Below are 20,866 nucleotides of genomic sequence, written 5' to 3'. Positions count from 1 at the left end.
ACCGTCAGCGGGTGGGCCGGATGGCCGTCTGCGCGATGAAGGTGGTCCACGCGGTGGGCTTGATCGCGAGGTTGGGGCCTTCGGGGTTCTTGGAGTCGCGTACGTGGATGGCGTGGGGGCGGGGCGATACCTCTACGCATGAGCCGCCTTCACCGCCGCTGTGACTGGACTTGCGCCAGGCGTAGGCGACTTCGAGGCATTCGCCTCCGCCTCCGCTACTGTGGCTGGACTTGAACCAGGTGAGGTCCTCGGTGCTCATAGTTCTCCCAGCATCTTCTCGATCAGGGCCAGCGAATCACGGGGCGTTAGAGCCTCCGATTGCAGGATCCCATAGCGGACGGCGAGCACACGTACTTCCTCCAGAACGGTGATCAAGCGCGGGTATGTATGGATCTCCATGTACGCAACTTGCTGCTGCCTCTTGGGCGTCAGGAGAGTGAACGGGCCGTCCAGGCTGGGTTGTTCCTGACGGTCCAACGGCATCACCTGTAGTTGAACCGTCCGCATCCGCCCGATGCGCAGGAGCTTACGCAGCTGCTCCTCGTGCACGGCCTTCCCACCGATCGGCCGCAGCAGCACGCTCTCGTCCAGGATGAAACTGAACGTCGGTGAGGGCCAGGGTTCGAAGATCTGCTGACGAGCAAGTCGGTCCGCCACCCGCTTCTCGATGGTTTCCTCGCTGAGTAGCGGCTTCCACTGGGTGAACATGGAGTGTGCGTACGCTTCGGTCTGGAGGAGGCCCGGAACGGACTGGTTGGTGTACACGTACAGCTGGACGGCCAACGCCTCCAGGCTGGCGTACCCCCGGTACCAGTCCGGATGCCGCGTACGCGACTTCTTCTGCGCCTCCCGCACGTCATCGATCGCCGCGATCAGCACGCCGTCCGCCCCCAGCAACGGGTCCGCCAGGTCGAGGAACTCCGGCTGCGGCGTGCGAACTCCCCGTTCCATGGCGGAGATCAGGTCCTCGCCGCAGTGCGTACGCGCGGCAAGTTCCTTCTGGCTCAGGCCCGCCCGGACGCGCAGCACCTTGATCTGCTTGCCGACGGCCCGGAAGAGATGGGCCGTGCCGTCCTCCTCGGCGGGCCGCTCCGGGCGCCGCTCTTCAGGTTCCGTGTTCGCCATGCCCCGTACCGCCTTCGCGTGCGTCCAATGGTCACGGCCGACGACCCGACAGACAGCACAGGGCAGCCGTACAGCTACGCTCCGTCGCGGCGTCGTACCTGGTCAGCCTAGAACCAACCGACCACGCTCAGTGACATGAAATCCCAAATCGCCGCCCCCCAAATGCAGTTCGCGCAGCGGCTCAGTGCCACCCGCAGAGGTGCCCGCCTCGCCCGCCGCCTCACCGCCCACCAGCTGGAAGCCTGGGGCGTCCCCCACGGCAGCGACCTCTCCGACGCGGCAGCACACGTCATCGCCGAGTTGGCGGCCAACGCCGTCACGCACGGCCACGTCCCCGGAAGGGACTTCGAACTCCGGCTCCTCTACGCGGAGTCGGCGCGCACGCTGCGTATCGAGGTGTCGGACGCGCGCGGCGACCGCGTCCCGCAGTTGCGCCCGCCGGACCCCGATGCGGAGACGGGCCGGGGGCTCCGGCTGGTCGAGGCGACCGGCGCCACGTGGGGCGTCATGGAGCGCCGGATCGGCAAGACGGTCTGGGCCGAGCTCCGAGGACGTGCGCCTGGAGGCCGGGTCAGCGGTCGGGTCGCGCCATCCGCTGTTGCGAAGCCGGGGGCGGGTACCCGCCGGGACGTACCGTGAGGCCTTCGTCCCGCCGTGAGGCAACCGGCCGGCAACACGTGAACCCGACCGGAGCGGGCACAGGATGTCGGGTCCGGCAGGGTGGGTCCTTCCTAGCGTGAGGGTGTCAAAGGGAAGGAGTCCGGGGTGCTGGAGCGGCTGAACCAGGCCATGGAGCACATCGAGGCCCACCTCGATCAGCGGATCGAGGCGGCCGACCTGGCGCGGACGGCGCTGACGTCGGAGTACCACTTCCGGCGGCTGTTCTCCGCGCTGGCGGGGATGCCGCTGTCGGAGTACATCCGGCGCAGGCGGCTGACCGTCGCGGGTGCCGAGGTGCTCGCCGGGGAGCGGACGCTCCTGGACGTGGCCACGCGCTACGGCTACTCGTCGGGCGAGGCGTTCGCGCGGGCGTTCCGCGGGATGCACGGGGTCGGGCCCGGCGAGGCCAGGCGGGACGGCGCGACGCTGCGGTCCCAGCAACGGATGACCTTCCGACTCATCGTCGAAGGGAGCAGCAGCATGCGGTACCGGGTTGTGGACAGGGGCGAGTTCCGGGTCGTCGGCAGGAAGGCGCGGGTTCCGCTCGTGCACGAGGGCGTGAACCCGGCCATCGCGGAGTTCATCCGGGGGCTTGGGCGGGAGACGCTGCAGCGTATCGAGAGCCTGTCGGATCAGGAGGGGGAGGGGCCGGAGGGGATCATTTCGGCGAGCGACAAGCTGGATGAGAGCCGCGCCGAGGGGACCGAACTCGACTACTGGCACGGTGTGGTGACCCGCGGGGCCGTGCCCGACGACATGGAGGCACTCACCGTGTCCGCCGGGATCTGGGCCGTCTTCGAGAGCGAGGGTCCGTTCCCGCAGACGCTCCAGTACCTCTGGCGGGACGTGTTCACGCAGTGGTTCCCGTCGAATCCGTACCAGAGCAGGCCGGGACCGGAGATCCTGCGGACCCGCCTGTCGGACGACGGGACGCGGGCGGACGCGGAGCTGTGGATTCCGGTGGAGCGGACGGTGGCGGGGGTCTGAGGGGCGGCGGCCCGGGTGGGCCGCGGTTCGAGCAGCGGTGCGCGGCGGGCGCCTGTCCGCCGCGAGCTGCATCGCCAGCTCGTTCAGCGCCCGCGCCCCCCCCGCGATCTCCTCGCCCACCCGCGGCTGTGACGAGTCGGCAGGGTGCCGGCTCGCGTATCCGTGCGCCCGGACCTCGTTACCGTCGGGGAGTCGTACGAGGGCGGCCGCACGGGTGCGGTCAGGGTGCGCCCGGCCGCCCGCCGTGGTCCAGCGGGCGGCTCGGGTGACTACTGGCAGTTGCCCCGGGCCGGCTTTCCGGCGAACCGGTCCGCCAGCCAGTTCGCCGCCAGCGGTGACTGCGTGATCACGCCGGATACGTGCTCGCCCAGCGGGACCGTGTGCCACTGGACGTTCGCGCCCCTGGCGCACCAGTCCTTGCGGACCTGCCTGCCCACGCCGTACGGGATCAACTCGTCGGTGATCACGTGGTACTGGTAGACCGGCGCGTCGGGAGCCCGTGTGCCGACCGTCGACTCGCGCAGCCGCTGCTGCCAGTCCGGCTGGTCGAGGGGGTTCTTCACCGTCATGTCGGAGATCTTCTTGAAGGCGCCGAGCACCGCGCCGTCCGCCACACAGCTGTTGCGCAGCGCGCCGATCAGCTTCTTGCCCGCCGGGTTGAGGTACGACTCCAGGTTCAGCTCGGGGAAGGCCGCGTTCTGGCCGATCGCCGCCATGAAGATCAGGCCCGAGCCGTACGAACCGTTGTTGAAGTCCGCCACCTTCATCAGGTCGCCGGGGACACCGCCGGTCGCCGTGCCCTTGACCTTCAGGTCGGGGGCGTACGAACCGTGCAGCTCGGCGGCCCAGCTGGAGGCCTGCCCGCCCTGCGAGTAGCCCATGATGCCGACCGGGGTGTCCTCACCGAGCCCCGCGTCCGGGAGCCGGATCGCGGCGCGGGCGGCGTCGAGCATGGCCTGCCCCTCGGCCCTGCCGACCGTGTAGGTGTGGTCGCCGGGGGTGCCGAGGCCTTCGTAGTCCGTCACCGCCACCGCCCAGCCGCGCAGGGTGAGTTGCTGGATGAGGTTGGCTTCGAGGGTCGTGCCCCTGGGGAAGCCGGCGCTCGGGGCGCAGTGGTCGCCCATGCCGATGGTCCCGACGGCGTACGTGATGAGGGGGCGGGGGCCCTTCCTGCCGTCCTGCGGCACGATGACTGTCCCGGAGACGGTGTTCGGCTCGCCCTTCGCCGTCGTCGACCGGTAGTTGATCTTCCAGGCCTTGGTGTGGGTCGGCTGGCCGGGGAGCGGATGGAAGCTGCTGGGTGCGGAGCTGACGATGTCGCCGGGGGCGGCGGCGTCGGCCGGTGCGGCCTGGGCCGTCACCGGGGTGATGGCCGAGAGGCCGAGCGCGGCCACCACGGCCAGGGCTCTCGCGCTGGTTCTCGCGCCGGCTCCTGGACTGGCGCTTGCGCTTCTTCTTGCGCTGGTGCGAACGTGCATGCGGCTCTCCCAACTGTCCTCAGTGGCTGGGGTGTTCAGGCGACGACCGTAGTGACTCGCGGGTAAGTTCGGCGCTGGCTGGAGCGCTCAGCTTTGTTGACCCCGGTTCTCATAGCGGTAGGCGCCCGGCGTGGTACCGGTCCACCGACGGAACGCCCGGTGGAAGGCCGTGTCCTCGGAGAAGCCGAGTCGCGCGGCGAGGTCGGCGATGGGCTCGGCGCCCTCGGCGAGCCCGGCGATCGCCGCGTCACGCCGCACGGCGTCCTTCAACTGCTGGTACGAGGTGGACTCCTGGGCCAGGTGGCGGCGCAGCGTCGCGGGGCTCACCGCGAGGCGGGCGGCGATCTCGCCCAGGGAGGGCAGCCGGGGAGAGGTGCGCAGCGCGCGGGCGAGGGCGCGGCGGACCTGTTCGGCGACCGTCGTCCCGTACTCGCGCCGCGAGAGGAGATCGAACGGCGCGCGGTTCAGCATCCCCTCGAGCGCAGCCTCGTCCCGGATCAGCGGGGCGGTCAGCCAGTGCTCGTCGAACCCGGCACCCGTGTGCGTCGCGCCGAAGCGGACCGGGCAGCCGAAGAGGAGCCCGTACTCGTCCTTGTGCGGGGGCGGCGGATGCCCGAACTCGGCCCAGTGGAGCGGGATGCGGCGCCCTATCAGCCAGCTGCACAGGCGGTGCCAGATGATGACCAGGCACTCGGCGAGGAAGTAGTCCCGTTCGAGGTCGTTGCGTACGGCGAAGACGGCGCTGCCCGTCTCGCGGTGCTCCAGGGTGAGGTCGGGGCCGCCCGGGAACAGCCCGTAGAAGGTGACGCCCCGCTCCATGGCGGCGCCGAGGTCACGGCAGCCGAGGGACGCGTGGCACATCATCGCGAAGGTGCCCGGCCTGCTGACGGCCGAGCCGAGGCCGAGGAACTCGTCACCGGTGGCGCGGTACAACTCCCGGAAGAGGCGCGCGAACTGGACCTCGGTGATGCGGGCCCGGTCGTCCCCCAGGAGCAGCGGCGGGATCTGGGCGGTGCGGAGCAGCGGGACGGTGTCGATCCCGTGGCGCCGGGCGCCGTGCAGCATGGCGCGGACGTGGTGGACGGTGATGGTCCGGCTGGGCATGGGGTTTCCTTCCCCCGCCCTGCCCCTTCTCGAACTCGAAGGGGCCGCCCACCACGCTGCGGCTGTCAGACTCCGGCCAGGCCCGCGAGCACCCCGAAGCCGACGGGGAGCAGGAAGGCGACGCGGCCGAAGTCGGGCCGCCCCTTGCCCGCCCGGCGCAGGAAGGTCGCGAGCCCGGCGGTGACGATGCCGAACGTCACCGCGTACAGCAGGGTGTCGCTGGACGACATGCCGCTCCAACCGTCCGAGAACAGCGCCGTCAGCGTCATCGCGCCGCCGAACAGCGCGCCACCGGCCACCGCGTCACCGCCGGTGAACACCGGAGCCGACTCACCGCCGTGCCGCTCCTTGCGCCAGATCTGGAAGACCAGGACGGCGACCATGACGAGTTGGATGGCCACGGCCACCATGAACGAAGCCTTGAAAGTGGTCTCCATGGTGTCCATGATCCCCCACGCTCCCGCATGAGTTGCCCGGCCACGCTCCCGCATGAGTTGCCCGGCACGATCCCGCATGAGTCGCCCGGCCACGACCCCGCGTGAGCTACCCGGCCAACTCCGCTGACGTTTCCCGTCATCCCGGGAAGGACCGCACTGTCCCTAGCGTCGTACGCATGCAGCCGACGGAGCGCCCCAAGACCCTCGCCGTCCTCACCGAGTGGGCGGCCGACCGCCACGGCAAGCTGCCCGCCCTCCGGTTCAAGTCCGGCGGCGGTACGTGGGAGGAGGTCTCGTACGACCAACTGCGCGCCCGTGTAAGGGATGTCGGCAGTGAGCTGCTCGCTCTGGACGTCCGCCCGGACGACCGCGTGGCGATCCTCGCCGAGACCTGCCCCGAGTGGACCTACGCCCACTTCGCCGCCTTCGCGGCGGGCGCGGTGGTCGTCCCCGTCTACCCGACGGCGGGGGACGAGGAGGTCGAGTGGGTCATCGGGGACTCCGGCACCTCGGTGGTGATCTGCGAGGACGCCACACAGGCGGCGAAGATCGAACGCCTGCGGCCGCGGCTGCCGGGAGTGCGGCACGTGCTGCTCATGGCGGAGGGGGCGGGGGCGGCCGAACCGGCCCCGCCCAAGGCCCTGTTGGAGAAACTGCTGGACCGCGCCGGGACCCGCGCCCCCGCCGACCTCGCCACCATCATCTACACCTCCGGCACCACCGGCCTGCCCAAGGGCTGCCTCCTCACCCACGGCAATCTGGGCGCCGTCCAGTCCGCCACCCTCCCGCTCATCCAGGGCGGCCCCGGCGACTCCACGTACCTCTATCTCCCGCTCGCCCATCTCCTCGCCCAGCTCATCGAGTTCACGACGCTGATCCAGGGCGGCGAGCTGTGCTTCTTCGGCGGGAAGATCGAGAACGTCGTCGGCGAGCTGGCCGAGGCGAGGCCCACGCATCTTCCGTCCGTGCCCCGCCTGTTCGAGAAGGTGTACTCCGTGGTCCTCTCCCTCGCGGAGTCCCAGGAGGGGGGCCGCGAGCGGTTCGAGGAAGCGGTACGCATGGGGGTCCTCGCGGCGGACGGAGACCTTCCGCCCGCGCTCCAGGACGCGTACGAGGCAGCGGACAAGGCCCTCTACGGGCTGGTACGGCAGGCGCTCGGAGGGCGCGTCCGGTGGGCGCTGACCGGCGGCGCACCCATCGCGCCGCACGTCGTCGACTTCCTTCGGGCCTGCGGGATCGCGGTCTACGAGGGGTACGGGATGACCGAGTCGGCCGGTGTCATCAGCCTCAACCATCCCGGCGCGGTCCGGTACGGCACGGTCGGCCGTCCCGTCGAGGGCTGCGAGGTCCGCATCGCGGAGGACGGGGAGGTGCTCGCCCGGGGCGAGATGGTCTTCCCCGGCTACCACGCCGACCCGGCCGCGACCCGCGATGCCCTGGACGAGGAGGGCTGGCTGCACACCGGTGACCTGGGAGCGGTCGACCCCGACGGCTACCTCAGCATCACCGGCCGCAAGAAGGACCTGATCATCACCTCCGGCGGCAAGAACCTCACTCCGTCCCTCAGTGAACTGGCCGTCCAGCGTTCGCGTTTCGTGTCGCGCGCGGTGATGGTCGGCGACAAGCGTCCCTACCCGGTGGCCCTCATCACCCTGGACGCGGAGGAGGTCACCGCCTGGGCGGGCCGCGAGGACGTGACGCTGACCGAACCGCCCGCACGGGACCCGCGCGTCCGCGCCCTCGTCAAGGAGGTGGTGGACGAGGTGAACGCAGGCGTCTCGCACCCGGCCCGCATCCGCGATTTCGCCCTGCTCGACGAGGACTTCACGGTGGAGGACGGACTGCTCACGCCGAGCCTGAAGGTGCGCAGGCGTGCGGTGACGGAGCGGTACGCGGGGGTGGTGGACGGGCTGTACGAGAGGGGCGGCGGCGAGGGGGCGGCGGTTACGCCACTCCCGCCAGACGCAACAGCGCCGTAGTCGCCGCCGCGCCGACCACCACCACGGCGAAGGGCGCCTTGCGCCAGGCGAGCAGTCCGCCGGCCAGCACGCCGATGGGCCGTGCCCACCCGGCGAATCCGTGGCCCTCGGTGAGGGCGCCGGTGGCGAGCAGCGCGACGAGCAGGACGGTCGCCCCGACGGTGAGCAACTCCTGGACGCGGGCGGGCAGTTCGATCCGGCCGTGCATCAGGGGCCCCGCGAGGCGGAAGGCGTACGTTCCGGCGGCGAGTACGAGGACGCAGGCGAGGTAGGCGTTCACGAGGCACTCCTCTCGGAGAGGCGGGAAGGGCGTGCGGGACGGCCGGGTCCGCGCCGTGCCGCGAGCAGACCCAGCAGGGCGAGCAGCACCGGCACCCCCGCGGGCAGCCACGGCGCGGCGGCGACCGCGATCACGGCGCCGGCGGCCGCGGCCCGCCGCGTCATGCTGTCGCCGCGCAGCGCGGGAAGCACCAGAGCGAGGAGCACCGCGGGGAACGCGGCGTCGAGGCCGAAGCGGGCGGTGTCCCCGATCGCGGACCCGGCGAGCGCGCCCCCGAGGACGCTGACGTTCCAGACGGCGAACAGGCCGAGCCCGGATATCCAGAACGCGGCCTTGCGCCGCTTCTGGTCGGGCTGCGCGAGGACGAACGCCGCGGTCTCGTCGGTGATCAGATGCGCGCCCAGGAACCGTGCGGCCCAGGATCGGCCCAGGCTGTCGGCGACGGCCAGGCTGAACGCGGCCGTGCGGGAGTTCAGGAGCAGGCCGGTGGCTGCAGCGGCCACCGGACCGCCGCCTGCGGCGAGGATGCCGACCGCGCTGAACTGGGCGGAGCCCGCGTACACGAGCAGGGACATCAGAACCGGCACCCAGACGGGCAGGCCGCCCGCGACGGCGATCGCGCCGAAGGAGACACCGACGACGGCGTCGGCGAGCCAGACGAGGGCGATGTCGCGCAGGACGCCGCGGGGCAGGTGGGCAAGGCGCACGAAACCGTCGTTCGTTCGCTCTGGCGGGCTGTCTGTTCGGTGTGACGAACGCATACGTCGTAGGATGGGCAGAGGGAGCGCCGTTCGTCAAGGCGAACGATCGACCCGGCATACCGAACGATCGAGGGAGCGGCAGGGCATGACTGACGCCGAAGAAGCCGGAGGGGCCACCGGAGCCGGAGGGGCGGGCGCCGACGGCACCGTCCGATCCCGCCTGCCGCGCGAATGGGTCGCGGCGGCGTTGCGCCGGGAGCGGGCCAAGGCGGGGCTGTCCCTCTCCGAGCTGGCCAAGCGGGCGGGCGTCGCGAAGTCGACGCTGTCCCAGCTGGAGGCGGCCACGGGAAACCCCGGCATCGAGACGTTGTGGGCCCTCGCGGTGGCGCTGGGCGTGCCCTTCAGCGTCCTTGTGGAGTCGCCCGCGCCCGAGGTGACGGTGATCAGGGCCGGGCAGGGCCCGACGATGCATGCCGAGCGCGCATCGTTCGCGGGGACGTTGCTGTCGGCGGGCCCCGCGGGTGTGCGGCGCGACATCTACCACGGGGCGATGGAACCGGGCTCCGCACGGGAGTCCGACCCGCACATTCCCGGCTCGATGGAGCACCTGATCGTCAGCACGGGCCGCCTCCTGGCGGGCCCGCGCGACGAAACGGTGGAACTGTCCGCAGGCGACTACATGTCGTACCGCGGCGACGTCCCCCACTCGTACGAGGCCCTGACCCCGGACACGACGTTCGTCCTGATCATGCAGCACACCTAAACCACCGAACCACGCCCCAACGGCGACTACCGGCCGGCCCCCAAGGGACGCGGGAAACGACTGCCGATCGGTCCCCAAAGGGGCGCGGGGAACTGCGCGCCCGGCCAGGACGGCGCCGCAGTCGAAGAACGGACGGCCCACGGCCCCCTTGCGAGGCCAGGGGTCAAGCACTGACTGCCGGCCGGTCCCCAAAGGGGCGCGGGGAACTGCGCGCCCGGCCAGGACGGCGCCGCAGCCGAAGAGCGGGCCTACGACCCCTTCCGAGGCCTAGAGGCCAGCAACTGCTCGCGCAGAGCCGTCAGCTGGTGCGAGGTCTCCACGGCCAGGCCCTCGTCCAGCGTCGCCAGCGCAAGCAGCAACGCGTCTGCCACCACCAGCGCCGTCAACGCCTCCGTAGTGATGCCGGTAGGCGTATGCGGCGCCGTCAGGACCGCGTCCACCCGGGGGCCGTACAGCTGCGCCAGCTCATCCGTGACCAGGACGACCCGCGCCCCCACCGCCCGCGCCCGCTCTATCAGGACCGTCAGCTCGGTCAGCGCGCGCCCCGGCTGGAAGATCACCACCGCGTCGCCCTGCCGCACGGCGAGCAGACGGTCGGCGAGGGTGAACCCCGTGTCCCCGAGGAAGCGGGCCCGGCGGCCGATCCTGCCGAGCGCCAACGCCAGGTGCCGCGCGGCGAGTTCGGACGCCGCGACGCCGTAGCAGTGGATCTCCGGCGCCTCGGCGAGGAAGCCCACCGCGTCCCGGAGCGCCTCGCCCGGCGTCAGGCGCCGCGCGTGCTCGATGCGCTCCTGGGCCTCGTCGAAGACGTCGCTCCAGATGTCGTCCAGGTCCCGGCCCACGTGCGCGATGCGCTGCCGCAGGCGCACCTCGGGCGGCACCGCCGAAGTGAAGTCCGACGTCAGTTCCCGCTTGAGCGCGGGCAGACCCGCGTAACCGAGGCGCTGCAGGGCGCGGACCACCGTCGCGTTACTGGTGCCGCTCGCCGTGCCCAGCTCCTGGGCACTGGCGAAGAGCAGCGACTCGACGGGGGCGCTGACCAGGTACTGGGCGACGGCCCGCTCGGACGTCGGGAGCGTTTCCCACTGGTCGCGCACGGCGGCCCGCAGCCGGGCCAGGCCCGCCCCACCGGAGGCCTCGGCCTCCTCGGTCCCACCCTCTGAAATTTCCATTACAGCTATTGACTCTCGTGTGATGGCGGTTACTCTCCTGGGCAACGCATTCCAAAGGGAGAGCTTCTCGTAACGAACGTTACAGCAGCACTCCGCCGCGAGGAGAACAATGGCACTGCCCCTCATCGAGATATCCGGCACCCCGATCGACCGCGGCCGCCAGTACGGCGAAGCTGTCCGACCCCAACTGCACGCCGCCCTCGCCTATTACGAGGAGGCGTTCGGCCAGTCGTCGGGCCTCACCTGGAAGCAGGTCGCCGCCCGCGCCGCCCGCTGGCTCGAACCGGTCCGCGACTACGCGCCCCACCTCCTGGAGGAGATGCGCGGCATCGCCGACGGCGCCGGAGTCGACCTGCCCGACATCCTCGCCCTCAACGCCCGCGGCGAGGTCATCTACGACCGCTCCTTCGCGGACATGGATGCCAAGGGCACCGCACCCGCCCAGGAGGAGCCCGCCGAAGGCTGCACCTCCTTCGCCGCGTACGGAGAGGCCAGCGGCGACGGCCACGTGTGGGCCGGGCAGAACTGGGACTGGCGGGCCGGAGTCGCCGACACCGTCGTCATGCTGCGCATCGTGCAGCCCCCGCACCCGACCCTGATCATGCAGGTCGAGGCGGGCCAGATCGGGCGCCAGGGCGCCAACTCGGCAGGTATCGCCCTCAACGCGAACGGCCTCGGCGGGCGCTTCAGCGACGCGATCGGCCTCCCCCAGACCGTCGTACGCCGCAGCGTCCTGGACCAGCACTCCATCACCGACGCCCTGGACGTGCTCTGCCGAACCCGCGCCCATATCGCGTCCAACGCCCTGCTGACCTGCCGCGAGGGCTTCGCCGTAGACCTGGAGACGACCCCGGCCGGGCACGGCTGGATGTACCCCACCGACGGGCTCCTCGTGCACGGCAACCACTACCAGGCGGGCGTCCCGGCCGCGATCGCCGCCAACTACCGCCCCATGTCGTCGGATTCGCTGGTCCGCGTCCCCCGCGCCGAAGAAGGCCTGAGGGCCCTGCGCTCCTCCACCGGCGCCGACGAGTCGCGCAAGCTGATCAAGCAGGCCATGTCCGACCACCTCGGCCACCCCGAGTCGCTCTGCACCCACCCCGACCCGCGCACACCCGAGGTCAAGCACTGGTCCACGCTCGTCTCCTCCTGCGTGGACCTCACCAGCGGCGACTACCACGTCACCGCGGGCACCCCCTGCGACCGCGACTACCAGCACATGCCCTGGAACCTCCACGACGGTCCGTACGGAGACAACAGATGACGACGACCAGGACCCCCATGAGCCGTCCGCTGGTCGCGGGCCTCGCCACCGCCGCGCTCCTCACTGTCGCCGGATGCAGCGGCGCCGACACGGCCGCGACCGGGGGCAGGCCGGCCGACGCGGCGAAGCTGAGACTGACCGCGACGACCACCGCCGCCAAGGGCCCGTTGGACAAGGCGAACTGGCTCCTGGAGGACGAGCCGGACTCGCTCGACCTCGACACCCAGGGAACGAGCGCGGGCCGCGTCGTCCTCACGAACGTCTGCGAGCGGCTCTACCAACTGCGGCCCGACATGACGACGAAGCCCTTCCTCGCCGAGAAGGCCGACGCGCCCGACGACAAGACCCTCGTCCTGACCGTCCGGGACGGCGTCACCTTCCACGACGGGTCGAAGCTGACGGCCGACGACGTGCTGTGGTCGCTGAAGCGGCACGCCGATCCGGACATGGAGCAGGCGGACGAGTTCGGCAACGTCAAGTCAATGAAGAAGACCGGCGACCGCGAGATCACCATCCGCTTCAAGTCCCCCGACGCGCTCTTCACCAAGGCACTCGCGGGCGACGCGGGCATCGTCTGGAACAAGGAGCAAGTGGCCGCCGCGGGCGAGGACTTCGGGACGCCGGGCCAGGGCGACGCGTGCAGCGGGCCGTACGAGCTGAAGGGATGGAAGTCCGGCGACTCGATCACCATCGAGGCCTACGACGGCTACTGGGGCCGGCAGCCGCTCACCCGCCAGGTCGTCTTCCGCTGGGCCTCCGACAGCGCGCTGGTCAACGCCCTGAAGACGGGCGCCGCCGACGGGACGTACGCGGAATCCCCGAACACGGCCTCCGCCCTGCGCGCGAGCAAGGGACTCGACCAGCACTACGGCCCGTCCACCGCGTCGCTCGTGCTCATCCCGACGGCCAGGGGCGGCCTGAAGGATCCGCAGATCCGGCGCGCACTGTCCCTCTCGATCGACCGGACGGGCATCGCGAAGTCGGGATACGGCGGCCTCGTCCAGCCGTGGGCCACACCGGTCGGCTCGGGCGCGTGGGGGTACGAGAAGCCCGAGTTCACCGCGGCACAGAAGGAGTTGGCGGGCGCCGCGCCCGATACTCCGACCGCCGACGACCTGGCCGAGGCCAAGGAGCTGGTGAAGGAGGCGGGGGCGCCGACCGACCCCATCGTGGTCGGCACGGACAGCAGCCAGGGCCGGACGGTCGTCGCGAACGCGGTGCGTTCCGCGCTCCAGCGGATCGGGCTCAAGGGGCAGATCAAGACCGTGCCGACGGCCCAGTTCGAGGAGTTCTACAGCGACCCGGCCGCGCGGGCAGACATCGATGTGCTGGTCGGCGACTGGTACATCTCCAAGGCCGACCCCATGGGCTTCTACGACAACGGCCTCTCCGACTCGCCCAACAACTGGGTCGGCTTCAAGGACGCCACGTACGACAGGAAGGTCCGGCAGGCGCTGAGCACCCTGGACGACGGGAAGCGGGCCGAGCTCGCGATCGACGTACAGAAGCGGTTCGTGGACGCGGGGGTCTGGATCTCGGTCGCGCAGGTGCCGACGGCGCTCGTCCTCTCCGACGAGCTGACAGGGCCCCCGGCCTCGCAGGCCTATCTCTACTACCCGTGGGCCGCCGAACTCGGCCTGAAGAAAGGCTAGGTGAGGGTCGTGCTCGCTCGGATCTCACGAAGGCTCGCGGGCCTGGTCGCCACTCTCCTCGCCGCCTCGTTCGTCATCTTCGCCGCCGTGTACGCGGCGCCGGGCGACCCCGCGGTGTTCCTCGCGGGCGGCCGGGACAAGCTGACCCCGGAGCGTCTGGCCCAGGTGCGCGCGCAGTACCACCTGGACGAGCCGCTGGTGGTGCAGTACGGCCGGTGGCTGTGGGACTGCGTCCACTTCGACCTGGGGAGGTCGTTCAAGTACAGCGACCAGGTGGCCGACCTGGTGACGGCCCGCTTCCCGACGACGCTCCAACTGGTGTCCTACGCCACGGTGTTGTTCGTCGTCCTGGGCGTCGGAGCCGGCATCCTGGCCGCCGTGAAGCGATCCACGTGGGTCGACTCCGCGGTCGTGGGCGGCACGACGCTCGCCGCCTCCGTCCCTTCGTTCGTGGCGGCCATCGCGCTGGTCTCGCTGTTCGGCGTGCAGCTGGGGTGGTTCCCGGTATCGGGTTCGGGAGAGGGCTTCGGCGGCACACTGCACCATCTGACCCTGCCCGCCCTGTCGTTGGCGCTCGGCGCCCTTGCCATCATCAGCCGGGTCACCCGCCAGGCGATGGCGGACGCCGCCGCGTCGGACCACGTGGAGGCGGCGCGCGCGTCGGGCGTGCCGGAACGCGACATCATCCGGCGGCACGTCCTGCGCAACGCGCTCGGGCCGATCATCACCATGTGCGGGCTCGTCATGGCGGGCATGCTCGCGGGCACGGTGGTCGTGGAGACGGCGTTCGGCATCAGCGGCATCGGCTCGCTCCTCGTGGGCGCGATCAACACGCATGACTTTCCGGTGGCGCAGGCGGTCCTGCTGCTCATGGTCACCGGCTACATCGTGGTGACGACGCTGGTGGACGTGGTGCACCCGCTGCTGGACCCGCGAGTGAAGGAGGCACGCTCCTGATGGCCGCCACCGCAGTTGCTCTCGCGCCCTTGGTCGTACGCCGTCGGCGCCCCGTCGGGGTGATGGTGGCCGCGGGCCTGCTCGGCCTGGTGGTGCTCGCAGCGGTGTTCGCACCGCTGCTCGCGCCCTACGCCCCGGACGCGATCGACCTCTCGGCCTCCCTGGTCGGTACGTCGGGCGACCACCTCCTGGGCACGGACTCGTCCGGCCAGGATCTGCTGTCGCGTGCGTTGTACGGAACCCGGACCAGCCTGATCGCGCCGGTCCTGCTGCTCGCCGTAGCAGCCGTACTGGGTATCACGCTCGGCGTGCTCGCGGCCTGGCGCGGGGGCTGGGTGGACGCACTGGTCTCGCGGATCACGGACGTGATGTACGCGTTCCCGGGCCTGCTGTTCACCGTCCTGATCATCGCGGTGTTCGGCGCCGGGATGACGACGTCGGTCCTGGCCCTCGGCCTCGCCTTCACTCCCACCATCGCCAAGTACGTGCGCTCGCTGGCCCTTTCGGAGGCCCGCAAGCCGTACGTCGACGCCTACCGGGTGCAGGGGATGGGCGGCGCGCGGATCTGCGTCGCGCACCTGGTGCCGAACCTGGGCCGAGCGATCCTCGGCTACCTGGTGGTGCTCTTCGGGGAGGCGCTGATGTCGTTGGCGACCCTCTCGTACCTGGGCTTCGGCGCCCAACCGCCCTCGTCCGACTGGGGCTTGATGGTGCAGGAGGGGCAGGCGGCGGTAGTCCAAGGCGCCCTCCTTCCAGCCCTCGTCCCCGGCACGGCCATCGCCCTGGTCGTCGTGTCCTTCAACGTGGTCGGGGTCTGGGCCGCCGACCGGCTGGGGAGGCAGTGACCCATGCTCCTTGAGATCGAAGACCTCACCTTGCGGATGCCGGGCGCGGCCAGGCCGCTACTGGACTCCGTGTCCCTCACCGTGCGGCCCGGCGAAGTCGTCGGCCTGGTCGGCGAGTCGGGTTCGGGCAAGTCGACCACGGCGAAGGCCGCGCTCGGCCTGCTGCCTGCGGGGTCGGTGACGTCGGGCGCCGTCCACGTGAACGGCACCGAAGTCCTCACCCTCACCGGCGAGGCCCTGCGCACACACCGCGCGCGTACGGTGGCCATGGTCCACCAGGACCCCCGGGCCGCCCTCAACCCGGTGCGCCGCATCGGCGACTTCCTGGTCGAGCGGGGAGCGACCCGCGAGCGGGCGGTCGAACTCCTGGACGCGGTAGGCCTCTCGGACCCCGAACACCGCGTACGCCAGCGCCCGCACGAGCTCTCCGGCGGCATGCTGCAACGCGTGGTCATCGCGGGCGCCCTCGCGGCAGAGCCGAGCCTGCTCCTCGCGGACGAGGCGACCAGCGCGCTGGACGTCACGACACAGGCGGAGATCCTGGCGCTCCTGCGCCAACTGCGCTCCACCCGGGACCTGGGCCTCCTGTTCATCACCCACGACCTGCACCTGGCGGCCGCGTACTGCGACCGTGTGTACGTCATGTACGCGGGCCGGGTCGTGGAACAGCGGTCGGCGAAGGCCCTGTTCGACACCCCGGCACACCCCTACACCCGGGGCCTGCTCGCCTGCTCGCCCACCCTGGGGGACACGACCCACACGCTCCACCCGATCCCGGGCCGCCCGCCGTCCCTCTCGGACACGTTCCCGGGCTGCCCGTTCGTGTCGCGCTGCGGGGAGGCGGAGGAGGGGTGCGGGACGTGGGTTCCGGAGCAGTCACGACTGGACGACGACGGAACGGTCGCCTGTGCTGTTGTGTCCAAGACGCCGAGCACCGACGCAACAGAGGTGAGCCACTGATGTCCCCCGACCTGCTGTCGGTAGACGGCCTCAGCAAGAGCTATCCCCTGCCGGGCGGAGGCCGCCACCAGGCGGCGGACAACATCACGTTCAGGGTCCGACCAGGCGGCTCCACAGGAATCGTGGGGGAGTCGGGCTCAGGCAAGACAACGGTCGCCCGCACCCTCGTGGGCCTGGTCCGCCAGGACTCCGGCACGGTGAAAGTGGCAGGCCGCCCCCGCGAAGCCCGTACGCCCAGAAAACGCGCCGCACGCCTGGCCAGGGCCAGGGAGATCCAGATGGTCTTCCAGGACCCCTACCTCTCCCTGGACCCCCGGCTCACCTCCACCCAGTGCCTCCGCACAACCCTGCGCCTGCACGGCAGGGACGAGGGCCTGGCGACAGGGCTCCTGGACCAGGTGGGCCTCGGCAGCCGAGAGGCCGGCGCCCGCCCCCGCGAACTCTCCGGCGGCCAGCGCCAACGCCTGGCCATCGCTCGGGCGCTGGCGGTGGACCCGCAGGTCCTGGTCCTGGACGAGGCGGTGGCGGCACTGGACGTGTCGATCCAGGCCCAGATCCTGCAACTCCTCGGGGAGATCCGCCGGGACACCGGGGTGGCCCTGGTCTTCGTCAGCCACGACCTGGCGGTCGTCCAGCACATCACCGACGAGGTCCTGGTGATGCGCCGGGGCAAGGTGGTGGAACAGGGCCCCACGGAAGGGGTCCTCACGGCACCCCAGGACCCGTACACGATCCGGCTCCTGGCATCGGTCCCGGGAGAGGGCTGGAACCCGGAGGACGTGCTGAGCACCCCGTAAGGGGCGCGGGAAACCGCACCGGGCCCCGTATGGGGCGCGGGGAACTGCGCGCCAAGCCACGACGGACCCGCAGAAGAACAGAACCCCAAGGCCCAGGGGCCAGAAAAAGGCAGGAGCCCCGCCTTCCACTTACGCGGGAGGCAGGGCTCCTTGGGTACTGCTATCCATGTCCGGATCAAGTCACCGGAACTGTCACACGCCCCACTCGCATGGGGCGCCCCACTACATGGGGGTGACGTTCTCCGCCTGCGGACCCTTCGGGCCCTGCGTGACGTCGAAGCTCACGGCCTGGTTCTCCTCAAGGGAGCGGAAGCCGTTTGCGTTGATCGCGGAGTAGTGGACGAAGACGTCGGGGCCTCCGCCTTCCTGGGCGATGAATCCAAAGCCCTTTTCGGCGTTGAACCACTTCACGGTTCCGGTAGCCATAAGCCCTCCTTGGGCCAAAGGGTTGCCCTGCTCCAGAACCTGCGATTGTTGAAACAACTGCATAAGTCTGAAAACGACGAGAGCCCGCGGGTCACATGCTCCGCAGGCTCTGTACTGCAAGGGAAACCAAACTGCAACTTGCGGCGAGCTTAGCACGCAGGCAGCCGAAAGCAATAGGGGGCAAGATCACGTCACCCGGATGTTTGACGGACCCCCCAGAGGGGTTGACGGACCAGGTCCGAAGCTCTTGACAAAGACGGGATCGGGGCCCCGCTTTCTGCACCGTACCGCAAGGGGGCTAGCCTCCCCGATGTGGACAATTCTCCCGTTGACACCCTCGCCGGGGAGGGCTCAGATCAACTCCCCGGCCATCGCCGCACCCCCCGGCCGCGCGTCGGTCACATTCAGTTCCTGAACTGCATGCCTCTGTACTGGGGGCTCGCGCGGACCGGAACGCTGCTCGACTTCGAGCTCACGAAGGACACGCCGGAGAAGCTCAGTGAGCAGCTGGTGCGGGGCGATCTCGATATCGCGCCCGTGACTCTCGTCGAGTTCCTCAAGAACGCCGACGACCTCGTCGCTTTCCCCGATCTCGCCGTGGGCTGCGACGGCCCGGTGATGTCCTGCGTGATCGTCTCGCAGGTGCCGCTGGACCAGCTGGACGGCGCCAGGGTCGCGCTCGGCTCGACCTCGCGCACCTCCGTGCGCCTGGCGCAGCTGCTGCTCGCCGAGCGCCACGGCGTGCGCCCCGACTACTACACGTGTCCGCCCGACCTCGGCGTGATGATGCAGGAGGCGGACGCCGCCGTCCTCATCGGGGACGCGGCGCTGCGGGCCAACCTGATCGACGGGCCGCGGCTCGGTCTGGACGTGTACGACCTGGGCCAGATGTGGAAGGACTGGACGGGCCTGCCGTTCGTCTTCGCGGTCTGGGCGGCGCGCAAGGACTACGCCGCGCGCGAGCCGGCCGTGGTGCGCGAGGTGCACAAGGCGTTCCTCGCCTCGCGCGACCTCTCGCTGGAGGAGGTCGGCAAGGTCTCCGAGCAGGCCGCGCGCTGGGAGACCTTCGACGCGAAGGTCCTGGAGCAGTACTTCACGACGCTCGACTTCCGCTTCGGCCGGGCGCAGTTGGCGGGCGTCGCGGAGTTCGCGCGCCGGGTGGGCGAGACGACCGGCTTCCCCGCGGACGTGCGGGTGGAGCTGCTGGGGTCGCAGCGGTAGTAAGTGGTAGTAAGCGGTAGCAAGGGGCAGTAAGCGGTGGGAATGCCGGGGCCGTCCGGTGTGCGGGCGGACTACCCTGAGCCGCAGACAATGCGCGCGGCCCGGGGGCCGCGGCCGTGCGGCGCGTCCGGGGGAGGCCTTCGTCATGCACCCGCTCGATCCCGGCGAACCGACCGTCATCGGGCCCTACCGGCTGCTCGGCCGGCTCGGCTCGGGCGGTATGGGCCGGGTGTACCTGGGGCGCAGCTCGGGCGGCCGTACGGTCGCGGTGAAGGTCGTCCATCCGCATTTCGCGCTCGACGAGGAGTTCCGCGCCCGCTTCCGGCGCGAGGTGGACGCGGCGCGGCGGGTGGGCGGCGACTGGACCGCGCCCGTCCTCGACGCGGACCCGGAGGCGCCGGTGCCGTGGGTGGCGACGGGGTACGCGGCGGGCCCTTCCTTGGCCGATGCGGTACGCGACCTGGCACCTCTCCCCACCCATTCCGTACGCGTACTGGTGGCGGGCCTCGCCGAGGCGCTGACGCACGTGCACGGGCTCGGGCTCGTCCACCGCGACATCAAGCCGTCGAACGTCATGCTCACGATGGACGGACCGCGGCTGATCGACTTCGGTATCGCACGGGCGACGGACGGCACGGCCTCGCTCACGTCGACCGGTGTCTCCGTCGGTTCGCCCGGCTACATGTCGCCGGAGCAGATCCTCGGCAAGCCGGTCGCCGGGGCGGCGGACGTCTTCTCGCTGGGGGCGGTCCTGGTGTACGCGGCGACGGGGTCGGCGCCGTTCCCGGGTGACTCGTCGGCATCACTCCTCTACAAGGTCGTGCACGAGGAGCCGGAACTGGGCGCGCTGGACGGCGAGTTGCGCGACCTCGCCCAGCAGTGCCTGACCAAGGACGCAGCGGCCCGTCCGACGCCGGATGAGGTCGCGAGGCGGCTCGCTCCCGCGGGCGCGGACGGTCTCGTGGCGGCCGGGTGGCTGCCGGGTCCGCTGGTCGAGCGGGTCAGCCGGAGTGCGGTGCGGCTCCTGGATCTGGAGACACACGGGGCCGGGGCCGCGGAACAGGCTTCGGGGCCGGTGCCGTTCGGCAGCTCGGCGGTGGGCGGGGCGTCGAGCGGTAACGCTCCGGTACGGGAGGCATCGCAGACCGGCGGTTCCTTCGGCCCGCCGGACCCGTCGTACGCCCCGAGCGCTTCTTCCTCTCCTCCCCCCGCGTACGTCCCCACCCAGACATCGGCACCTTCATCCGCGCCCCCCGGCCGGGTGACGGTCTCGGTCGCCGCGACGTCCGCTCCCAGCGGGGCCGACGGGCGGGGCCGCAAGGTCAGTTGCACGCTCGTCCTGGGCGTGGCGGGCGCGCTCGCCGCGGTGACCGTCGGGTCGGTCTTCGTCTTCGGCCTGCTTCCCGGGAACGACGGCAAGTCGAGCGACGCGGGCCACCCGCCGGCGGCGAGTCAGCAGCCGACCGGGGACGGCGGCGCCGACCAGGCCGGCGGCAAGGTCCCCGCCTCCTACCGCGGCACCTGGGAAGGCCAGGCGGTCGCGGCCAACGGCGCCGTCCCGATGGGCACGTTCAGACTCAGGGTCGAGCAGGGCAGGATCGGCGAGCGCTTCGCGGTGATGACGCAGACGGACCAGCTGGGCGGCACGTGCGCGGTGGACCTCACCCTGAAGTCCGTGTCGGGCAAGGAGATCGTGGCTCGGGGGAAGGGGCAGGCGGACAGCGCGTCCCAGTGCACGAAGAACACGCACACGGTGCGGTTGCGCCCCAAGGGGGACGCCCTGCTGTACCTGTCGGAGAACGAAGAGTCAGGCAACCCAGAAGCCACAATGACCCGCCTGAACTAGCCCCCGGCAACCACCCCCACCCCGAACAATTCCTTCCCCGCCCACCCATCCCGACTGCCCCGCAGCGACCAGCGACCAGCCGCAGCCGGCAGCGAGACGCGAGGGGACGTGCCGGTATGTCCGCCCGGAGCACGGCTCCCGAAGACTCCGGAACCGAAGCACCAAAGCGCCCACCGGACGACAGCGAGGACGGACATACCGGCGCGGCCCCG

General features: G+C 71.0%; 21 protein-coding genes and 1 pseudogene. 12 read left to right on the top strand and 10 right to left on the bottom strand.

Features of this window, described 5'->3' with window-relative positions; translation table 11 throughout:
- Positions 1 to 4 precede the first annotated feature (4 nt).
- Together ACZ5WE_RS35645 and ACZ5WE_RS35640 are read right to left on the bottom strand one after the other, a co-directional pair.
- A complete protein-coding gene (locus tag ACZ5WE_RS35645; protein WP_467695409.1) occupies positions 5 to 259 on the bottom strand; it encodes a DUF397 domain-containing protein in 255 nt (84 codons plus the stop codon).
- Positions 256 to 1,125, bottom strand: coding sequence for a helix-turn-helix domain-containing protein (locus tag ACZ5WE_RS35640; protein ID WP_467695408.1), 870 nt, complete (start codon positions 1,123 to 1,125; stop codon positions 256 to 258). Before ACZ5WE_RS35640 ends, ACZ5WE_RS35645 begins: the two co-directional genes overlap by 4 nt.
- A 135-nt stretch (positions 1,126 to 1,260) precedes the next feature.
- On the opposite strand from ACZ5WE_RS35640, the gene ACZ5WE_RS35635 reads away from it, so the two are divergent.
- Together ACZ5WE_RS35635 and ACZ5WE_RS35630 are read left to right on the top strand one after the other, a co-directional pair.
- Positions 1,261 to 1,764 (top strand): ATP-binding protein, encoded by a 504-nt coding sequence (locus tag ACZ5WE_RS35635; RefSeq protein WP_467695406.1) that lies wholly within the window; start codon positions 1,261 to 1,263, stop codon positions 1,762 to 1,764.
- A gap of 126 nt (positions 1,765 to 1,890) precedes the next feature.
- The gene (locus ACZ5WE_RS35630; RefSeq protein WP_467695404.1) at positions 1,891 to 2,772 is read left to right on the top strand and encodes an AraC family transcriptional regulator; all 882 of its coding nucleotides are present in this window, start codon (positions 1,891 to 1,893) and stop codon (positions 2,770 to 2,772) included.
- Positions 2,773 to 2,835: 63 nt separating this feature from the next.
- Here the strand turns inward: ACZ5WE_RS35630 and ACZ5WE_RS35625 are convergent.
- From ACZ5WE_RS35625 to ACZ5WE_RS35610, 4 genes and pseudogenes are all read right to left on the bottom strand, one after another.
- A pseudogene (locus tag ACZ5WE_RS35625) lies at positions 2,836 to 3,051 on the bottom strand (dsRBD fold-containing protein); the annotation flags it as partial.
- Entirely contained in the window at positions 3,042 to 4,250 is a 1,209-nt protein-coding gene (locus tag ACZ5WE_RS35620; RefSeq protein WP_467695402.1) for a lipase family protein, read from the bottom strand. The gene ACZ5WE_RS35620 and the pseudogene ACZ5WE_RS35625, both read right to left, overlap by 10 nt.
- Before the next feature lie 87 nt (positions 4,251 to 4,337).
- A complete protein-coding gene (locus tag ACZ5WE_RS35615; RefSeq protein ID WP_467695401.1) occupies positions 4,338 to 5,354 on the bottom strand; it encodes an AraC family transcriptional regulator in 1,017 nt (338 codons plus the stop codon).
- A gap of 65 nt (positions 5,355 to 5,419) precedes the next feature.
- Positions 5,420 to 5,791 carry a hypothetical protein gene (locus ACZ5WE_RS35610; RefSeq protein ID WP_467695400.1) on the bottom strand — a complete coding sequence of 124 codons (372 nt, stop codon included), beginning with the start codon at positions 5,789 to 5,791 and terminating at the stop codon, positions 5,420 to 5,422.
- 176 nt (positions 5,792 to 5,967) lie between these two features.
- Here ACZ5WE_RS35610 and ACZ5WE_RS35605 point away from each other — a divergent pair, with 176 nt between their 5' ends.
- On the top strand, positions 5,968 to 7,770 hold the full coding sequence (locus ACZ5WE_RS35605) for an AMP-dependent synthetase/ligase (RefSeq protein WP_467695398.1): 1,803 nt from the start codon (positions 5,968 to 5,970) through the stop codon (positions 7,768 to 7,770).
- Here the strand turns inward: ACZ5WE_RS35605 and ACZ5WE_RS35600 are convergent.
- Positions 7,736 to 8,050 (bottom strand): AzlD domain-containing protein, encoded by a 315-nt coding sequence (locus ACZ5WE_RS35600; protein ID WP_467695397.1) that lies wholly within the window; start codon positions 8,048 to 8,050, stop codon positions 7,736 to 7,738. The two genes, ACZ5WE_RS35605 and ACZ5WE_RS35600, sit on opposite strands and share 35 nt — an antisense overlap.
- Positions 8,047 to 8,811, bottom strand: coding sequence for an AzlC family ABC transporter permease (locus ACZ5WE_RS35595; protein WP_467695395.1), 765 nt, complete (start codon positions 8,809 to 8,811; stop codon positions 8,047 to 8,049). Before ACZ5WE_RS35595 ends, ACZ5WE_RS35600 begins: the two co-directional genes overlap by 4 nt.
- Positions 8,812 to 8,896: 85 nt before the next feature.
- Here ACZ5WE_RS35595 and ACZ5WE_RS35590 point away from each other — a divergent pair, with 85 nt between their 5' ends.
- Positions 8,897 to 9,514: a helix-turn-helix domain-containing protein gene (locus ACZ5WE_RS35590; RefSeq protein WP_467695394.1), complete on the top strand. Its 618-nt coding sequence runs from the start codon at positions 8,897 to 8,899 to the stop codon at positions 9,512 to 9,514.
- Between the two features lie 248 nt (positions 9,515 to 9,762).
- On the opposite strand, the gene ACZ5WE_RS35585 is transcribed toward ACZ5WE_RS35590, so the two are convergent.
- Positions 9,763 to 10,686 carry a MurR/RpiR family transcriptional regulator gene (locus tag ACZ5WE_RS35585; RefSeq protein WP_467695392.1) on the bottom strand — a complete coding sequence of 308 codons (924 nt, stop codon included), beginning with the start codon at positions 10,684 to 10,686 and terminating at the stop codon, positions 9,763 to 9,765.
- A 109-nt stretch (positions 10,687 to 10,795) separates the two neighbouring features.
- Here ACZ5WE_RS35585 and ACZ5WE_RS35580 point away from each other — a divergent pair, with 109 nt between their 5' ends.
- The 6 genes from ACZ5WE_RS35580 to ACZ5WE_RS35555 are packed head-to-tail and all read left to right on the top strand — an operon-like array spanning position 10,796 to position 17,161.
- Positions 10,796 to 11,950, top strand: coding sequence for a C45 family autoproteolytic acyltransferase/hydolase (locus tag ACZ5WE_RS35580; protein ID WP_467695390.1), 1,155 nt, complete (start codon positions 10,796 to 10,798; stop codon positions 11,948 to 11,950).
- Positions 11,947 to 13,602, top strand: a complete 1,656-nt coding sequence (locus tag ACZ5WE_RS35575) for an ABC transporter substrate-binding protein (RefSeq protein ID WP_467695388.1) — start codon at positions 11,947 to 11,949, stop codon at positions 13,600 to 13,602. Before ACZ5WE_RS35580 ends, ACZ5WE_RS35575 begins: the two co-directional genes overlap by 4 nt.
- Positions 13,603 to 13,611: 9 nt before the next feature.
- Complete coding sequence (locus tag ACZ5WE_RS35570) at positions 13,612 to 14,559, top strand: ABC transporter permease (protein ID WP_467695386.1); 948 nt, start codon at positions 13,612 to 13,614, stop codon at positions 14,557 to 14,559.
- Positions 14,559 to 15,404, top strand: a complete 846-nt coding sequence (locus ACZ5WE_RS35565; protein WP_467695384.1) for an ABC transporter permease — start codon at positions 14,559 to 14,561, stop codon at positions 15,402 to 15,404. Before ACZ5WE_RS35570 ends, ACZ5WE_RS35565 begins: the two co-directional genes overlap by 1 nt.
- Positions 15,405 to 15,407: 3 nt before the next feature.
- Positions 15,408 to 16,364 (top strand): ABC transporter ATP-binding protein, encoded by a 957-nt coding sequence (locus ACZ5WE_RS35560; RefSeq protein ID WP_467695382.1) that lies wholly within the window; start codon positions 15,408 to 15,410, stop codon positions 16,362 to 16,364.
- On the top strand, positions 16,364 to 17,161 hold the full coding sequence (locus ACZ5WE_RS35555) for an ABC transporter ATP-binding protein (RefSeq protein WP_467695380.1): 798 nt from the start codon (positions 16,364 to 16,366) through the stop codon (positions 17,159 to 17,161). Before ACZ5WE_RS35560 ends, ACZ5WE_RS35555 begins: the two co-directional genes overlap by 1 nt.
- 222 nt (positions 17,162 to 17,383) lie before the next feature.
- On the opposite strand, the gene ACZ5WE_RS35550 is transcribed toward ACZ5WE_RS35555, so the two are convergent.
- Positions 17,384 to 17,587: a cold-shock protein gene (locus tag ACZ5WE_RS35550; protein ID WP_006138897.1), complete on the bottom strand. Its 204-nt coding sequence runs from the start codon at positions 17,585 to 17,587 to the stop codon at positions 17,384 to 17,386.
- Between the two features lie 312 nt (positions 17,588 to 17,899).
- On the opposite strand from ACZ5WE_RS35550, the gene ACZ5WE_RS35545 reads away from it, so the two are divergent.
- Together ACZ5WE_RS35545 and ACZ5WE_RS35540 are read left to right on the top strand one after the other, a co-directional pair.
- On the top strand, positions 17,900 to 18,808 hold the full coding sequence (locus ACZ5WE_RS35545; RefSeq protein WP_467695379.1) for a menaquinone biosynthetic enzyme MqnA/MqnD family protein: 909 nt from the start codon (positions 17,900 to 17,902) through the stop codon (positions 18,806 to 18,808).
- A 145-nt stretch (positions 18,809 to 18,953) separates the two neighbouring features.
- Positions 18,954 to 20,654 (top strand): serine/threonine-protein kinase, encoded by a 1,701-nt coding sequence (locus ACZ5WE_RS35540; RefSeq protein ID WP_467695377.1) that lies wholly within the window; start codon positions 18,954 to 18,956, stop codon positions 20,652 to 20,654.
- The last annotated feature ends 212 nt before the right edge of the window (positions 20,655 to 20,866 follow it).

Source organism: Streptomyces sp. NPDC033180 (assembly GCF_055577645.1).
The sequence above is the reverse complement of the archived record's forward strand: the minus strand, read 5'-3'. Positions and strand labels throughout refer to the sequence as shown.

Bases quoted from the DNA above. Each gene is read 5' to 3' on its own strand.
- ACZ5WE_RS35635 (WP_467695406.1), top strand. From the start codon at position 1,261: ATGAAATCCCAAATCGCCGCCCCCCAAATGCAGTTCGCGCAGCGGCTC.
- ACZ5WE_RS35595 (WP_467695395.1), bottom strand. From the start codon at position 8,811: ATGCGTTCGTCACACCGAACAGACAGCCCGCCAGAGCGAACGAACGAC.
- ACZ5WE_RS35605 (WP_467695398.1), top strand. From the start codon at position 5,968: ATGCAGCCGACGGAGCGCCCCAAGACCCTCGCCGTCCTCACCGAGTGG.
- ACZ5WE_RS35575 (WP_467695388.1), top strand. From the start codon at position 11,947: ATGACGACGACCAGGACCCCCATGAGCCGTCCGCTGGTCGCGGGCCTC.
- ACZ5WE_RS35565 (WP_467695384.1), top strand. From the start codon at position 14,559: ATGGCCGCCACCGCAGTTGCTCTCGCGCCCTTGGTCGTACGCCGTCGG.
- ACZ5WE_RS35640 (WP_467695408.1), bottom strand. From the start codon at position 1,125: ATGGCGAACACGGAACCTGAAGAGCGGCGCCCGGAGCGGCCCGCCGAG.
- ACZ5WE_RS35610 (WP_467695400.1), bottom strand. From the start codon at position 5,791: ATGGAGACCACTTTCAAGGCTTCGTTCATGGTGGCCGTGGCCATCCAA.
- ACZ5WE_RS35555 (WP_467695380.1), top strand. From the start codon at position 16,364: ATGTCCCCCGACCTGCTGTCGGTAGACGGCCTCAGCAAGAGCTATCCC.
- ACZ5WE_RS35590 (WP_467695394.1), top strand. From the start codon at position 8,897: ATGACTGACGCCGAAGAAGCCGGAGGGGCCACCGGAGCCGGAGGGGCG.
- ACZ5WE_RS35620 (WP_467695402.1), bottom strand. From the start codon at position 4,250: ATGCACGTTCGCACCAGCGCAAGAAGAAGCGCAAGCGCCAGTCCAGGA.
- ACZ5WE_RS35560 (WP_467695382.1), top strand. From the start codon at position 15,408: ATGCTCCTTGAGATCGAAGACCTCACCTTGCGGATGCCGGGCGCGGCC.
- ACZ5WE_RS35615 (WP_467695401.1), bottom strand. From the start codon at position 5,354: ATGCCCAGCCGGACCATCACCGTCCACCACGTCCGCGCCATGCTGCAC.
- ACZ5WE_RS35645 (WP_467695409.1), bottom strand. From the start codon at position 259: ATGAGCACCGAGGACCTCACCTGGTTCAAGTCCAGCCACAGTAGCGGA.
- ACZ5WE_RS35580 (WP_467695390.1), top strand. From the start codon at position 10,796: ATGGCACTGCCCCTCATCGAGATATCCGGCACCCCGATCGACCGCGGC.
- ACZ5WE_RS35585 (WP_467695392.1), bottom strand. From the start codon at position 10,686: ATGGAAATTTCAGAGGGTGGGACCGAGGAGGCCGAGGCCTCCGGTGGG.
- ACZ5WE_RS35550 (WP_006138897.1), bottom strand. From the start codon at position 17,587: ATGGCTACCGGAACCGTGAAGTGGTTCAACGCCGAAAAGGGCTTTGGA.
- ACZ5WE_RS35540 (WP_467695377.1), top strand. From the start codon at position 18,954: ATGCACCCGCTCGATCCCGGCGAACCGACCGTCATCGGGCCCTACCGG.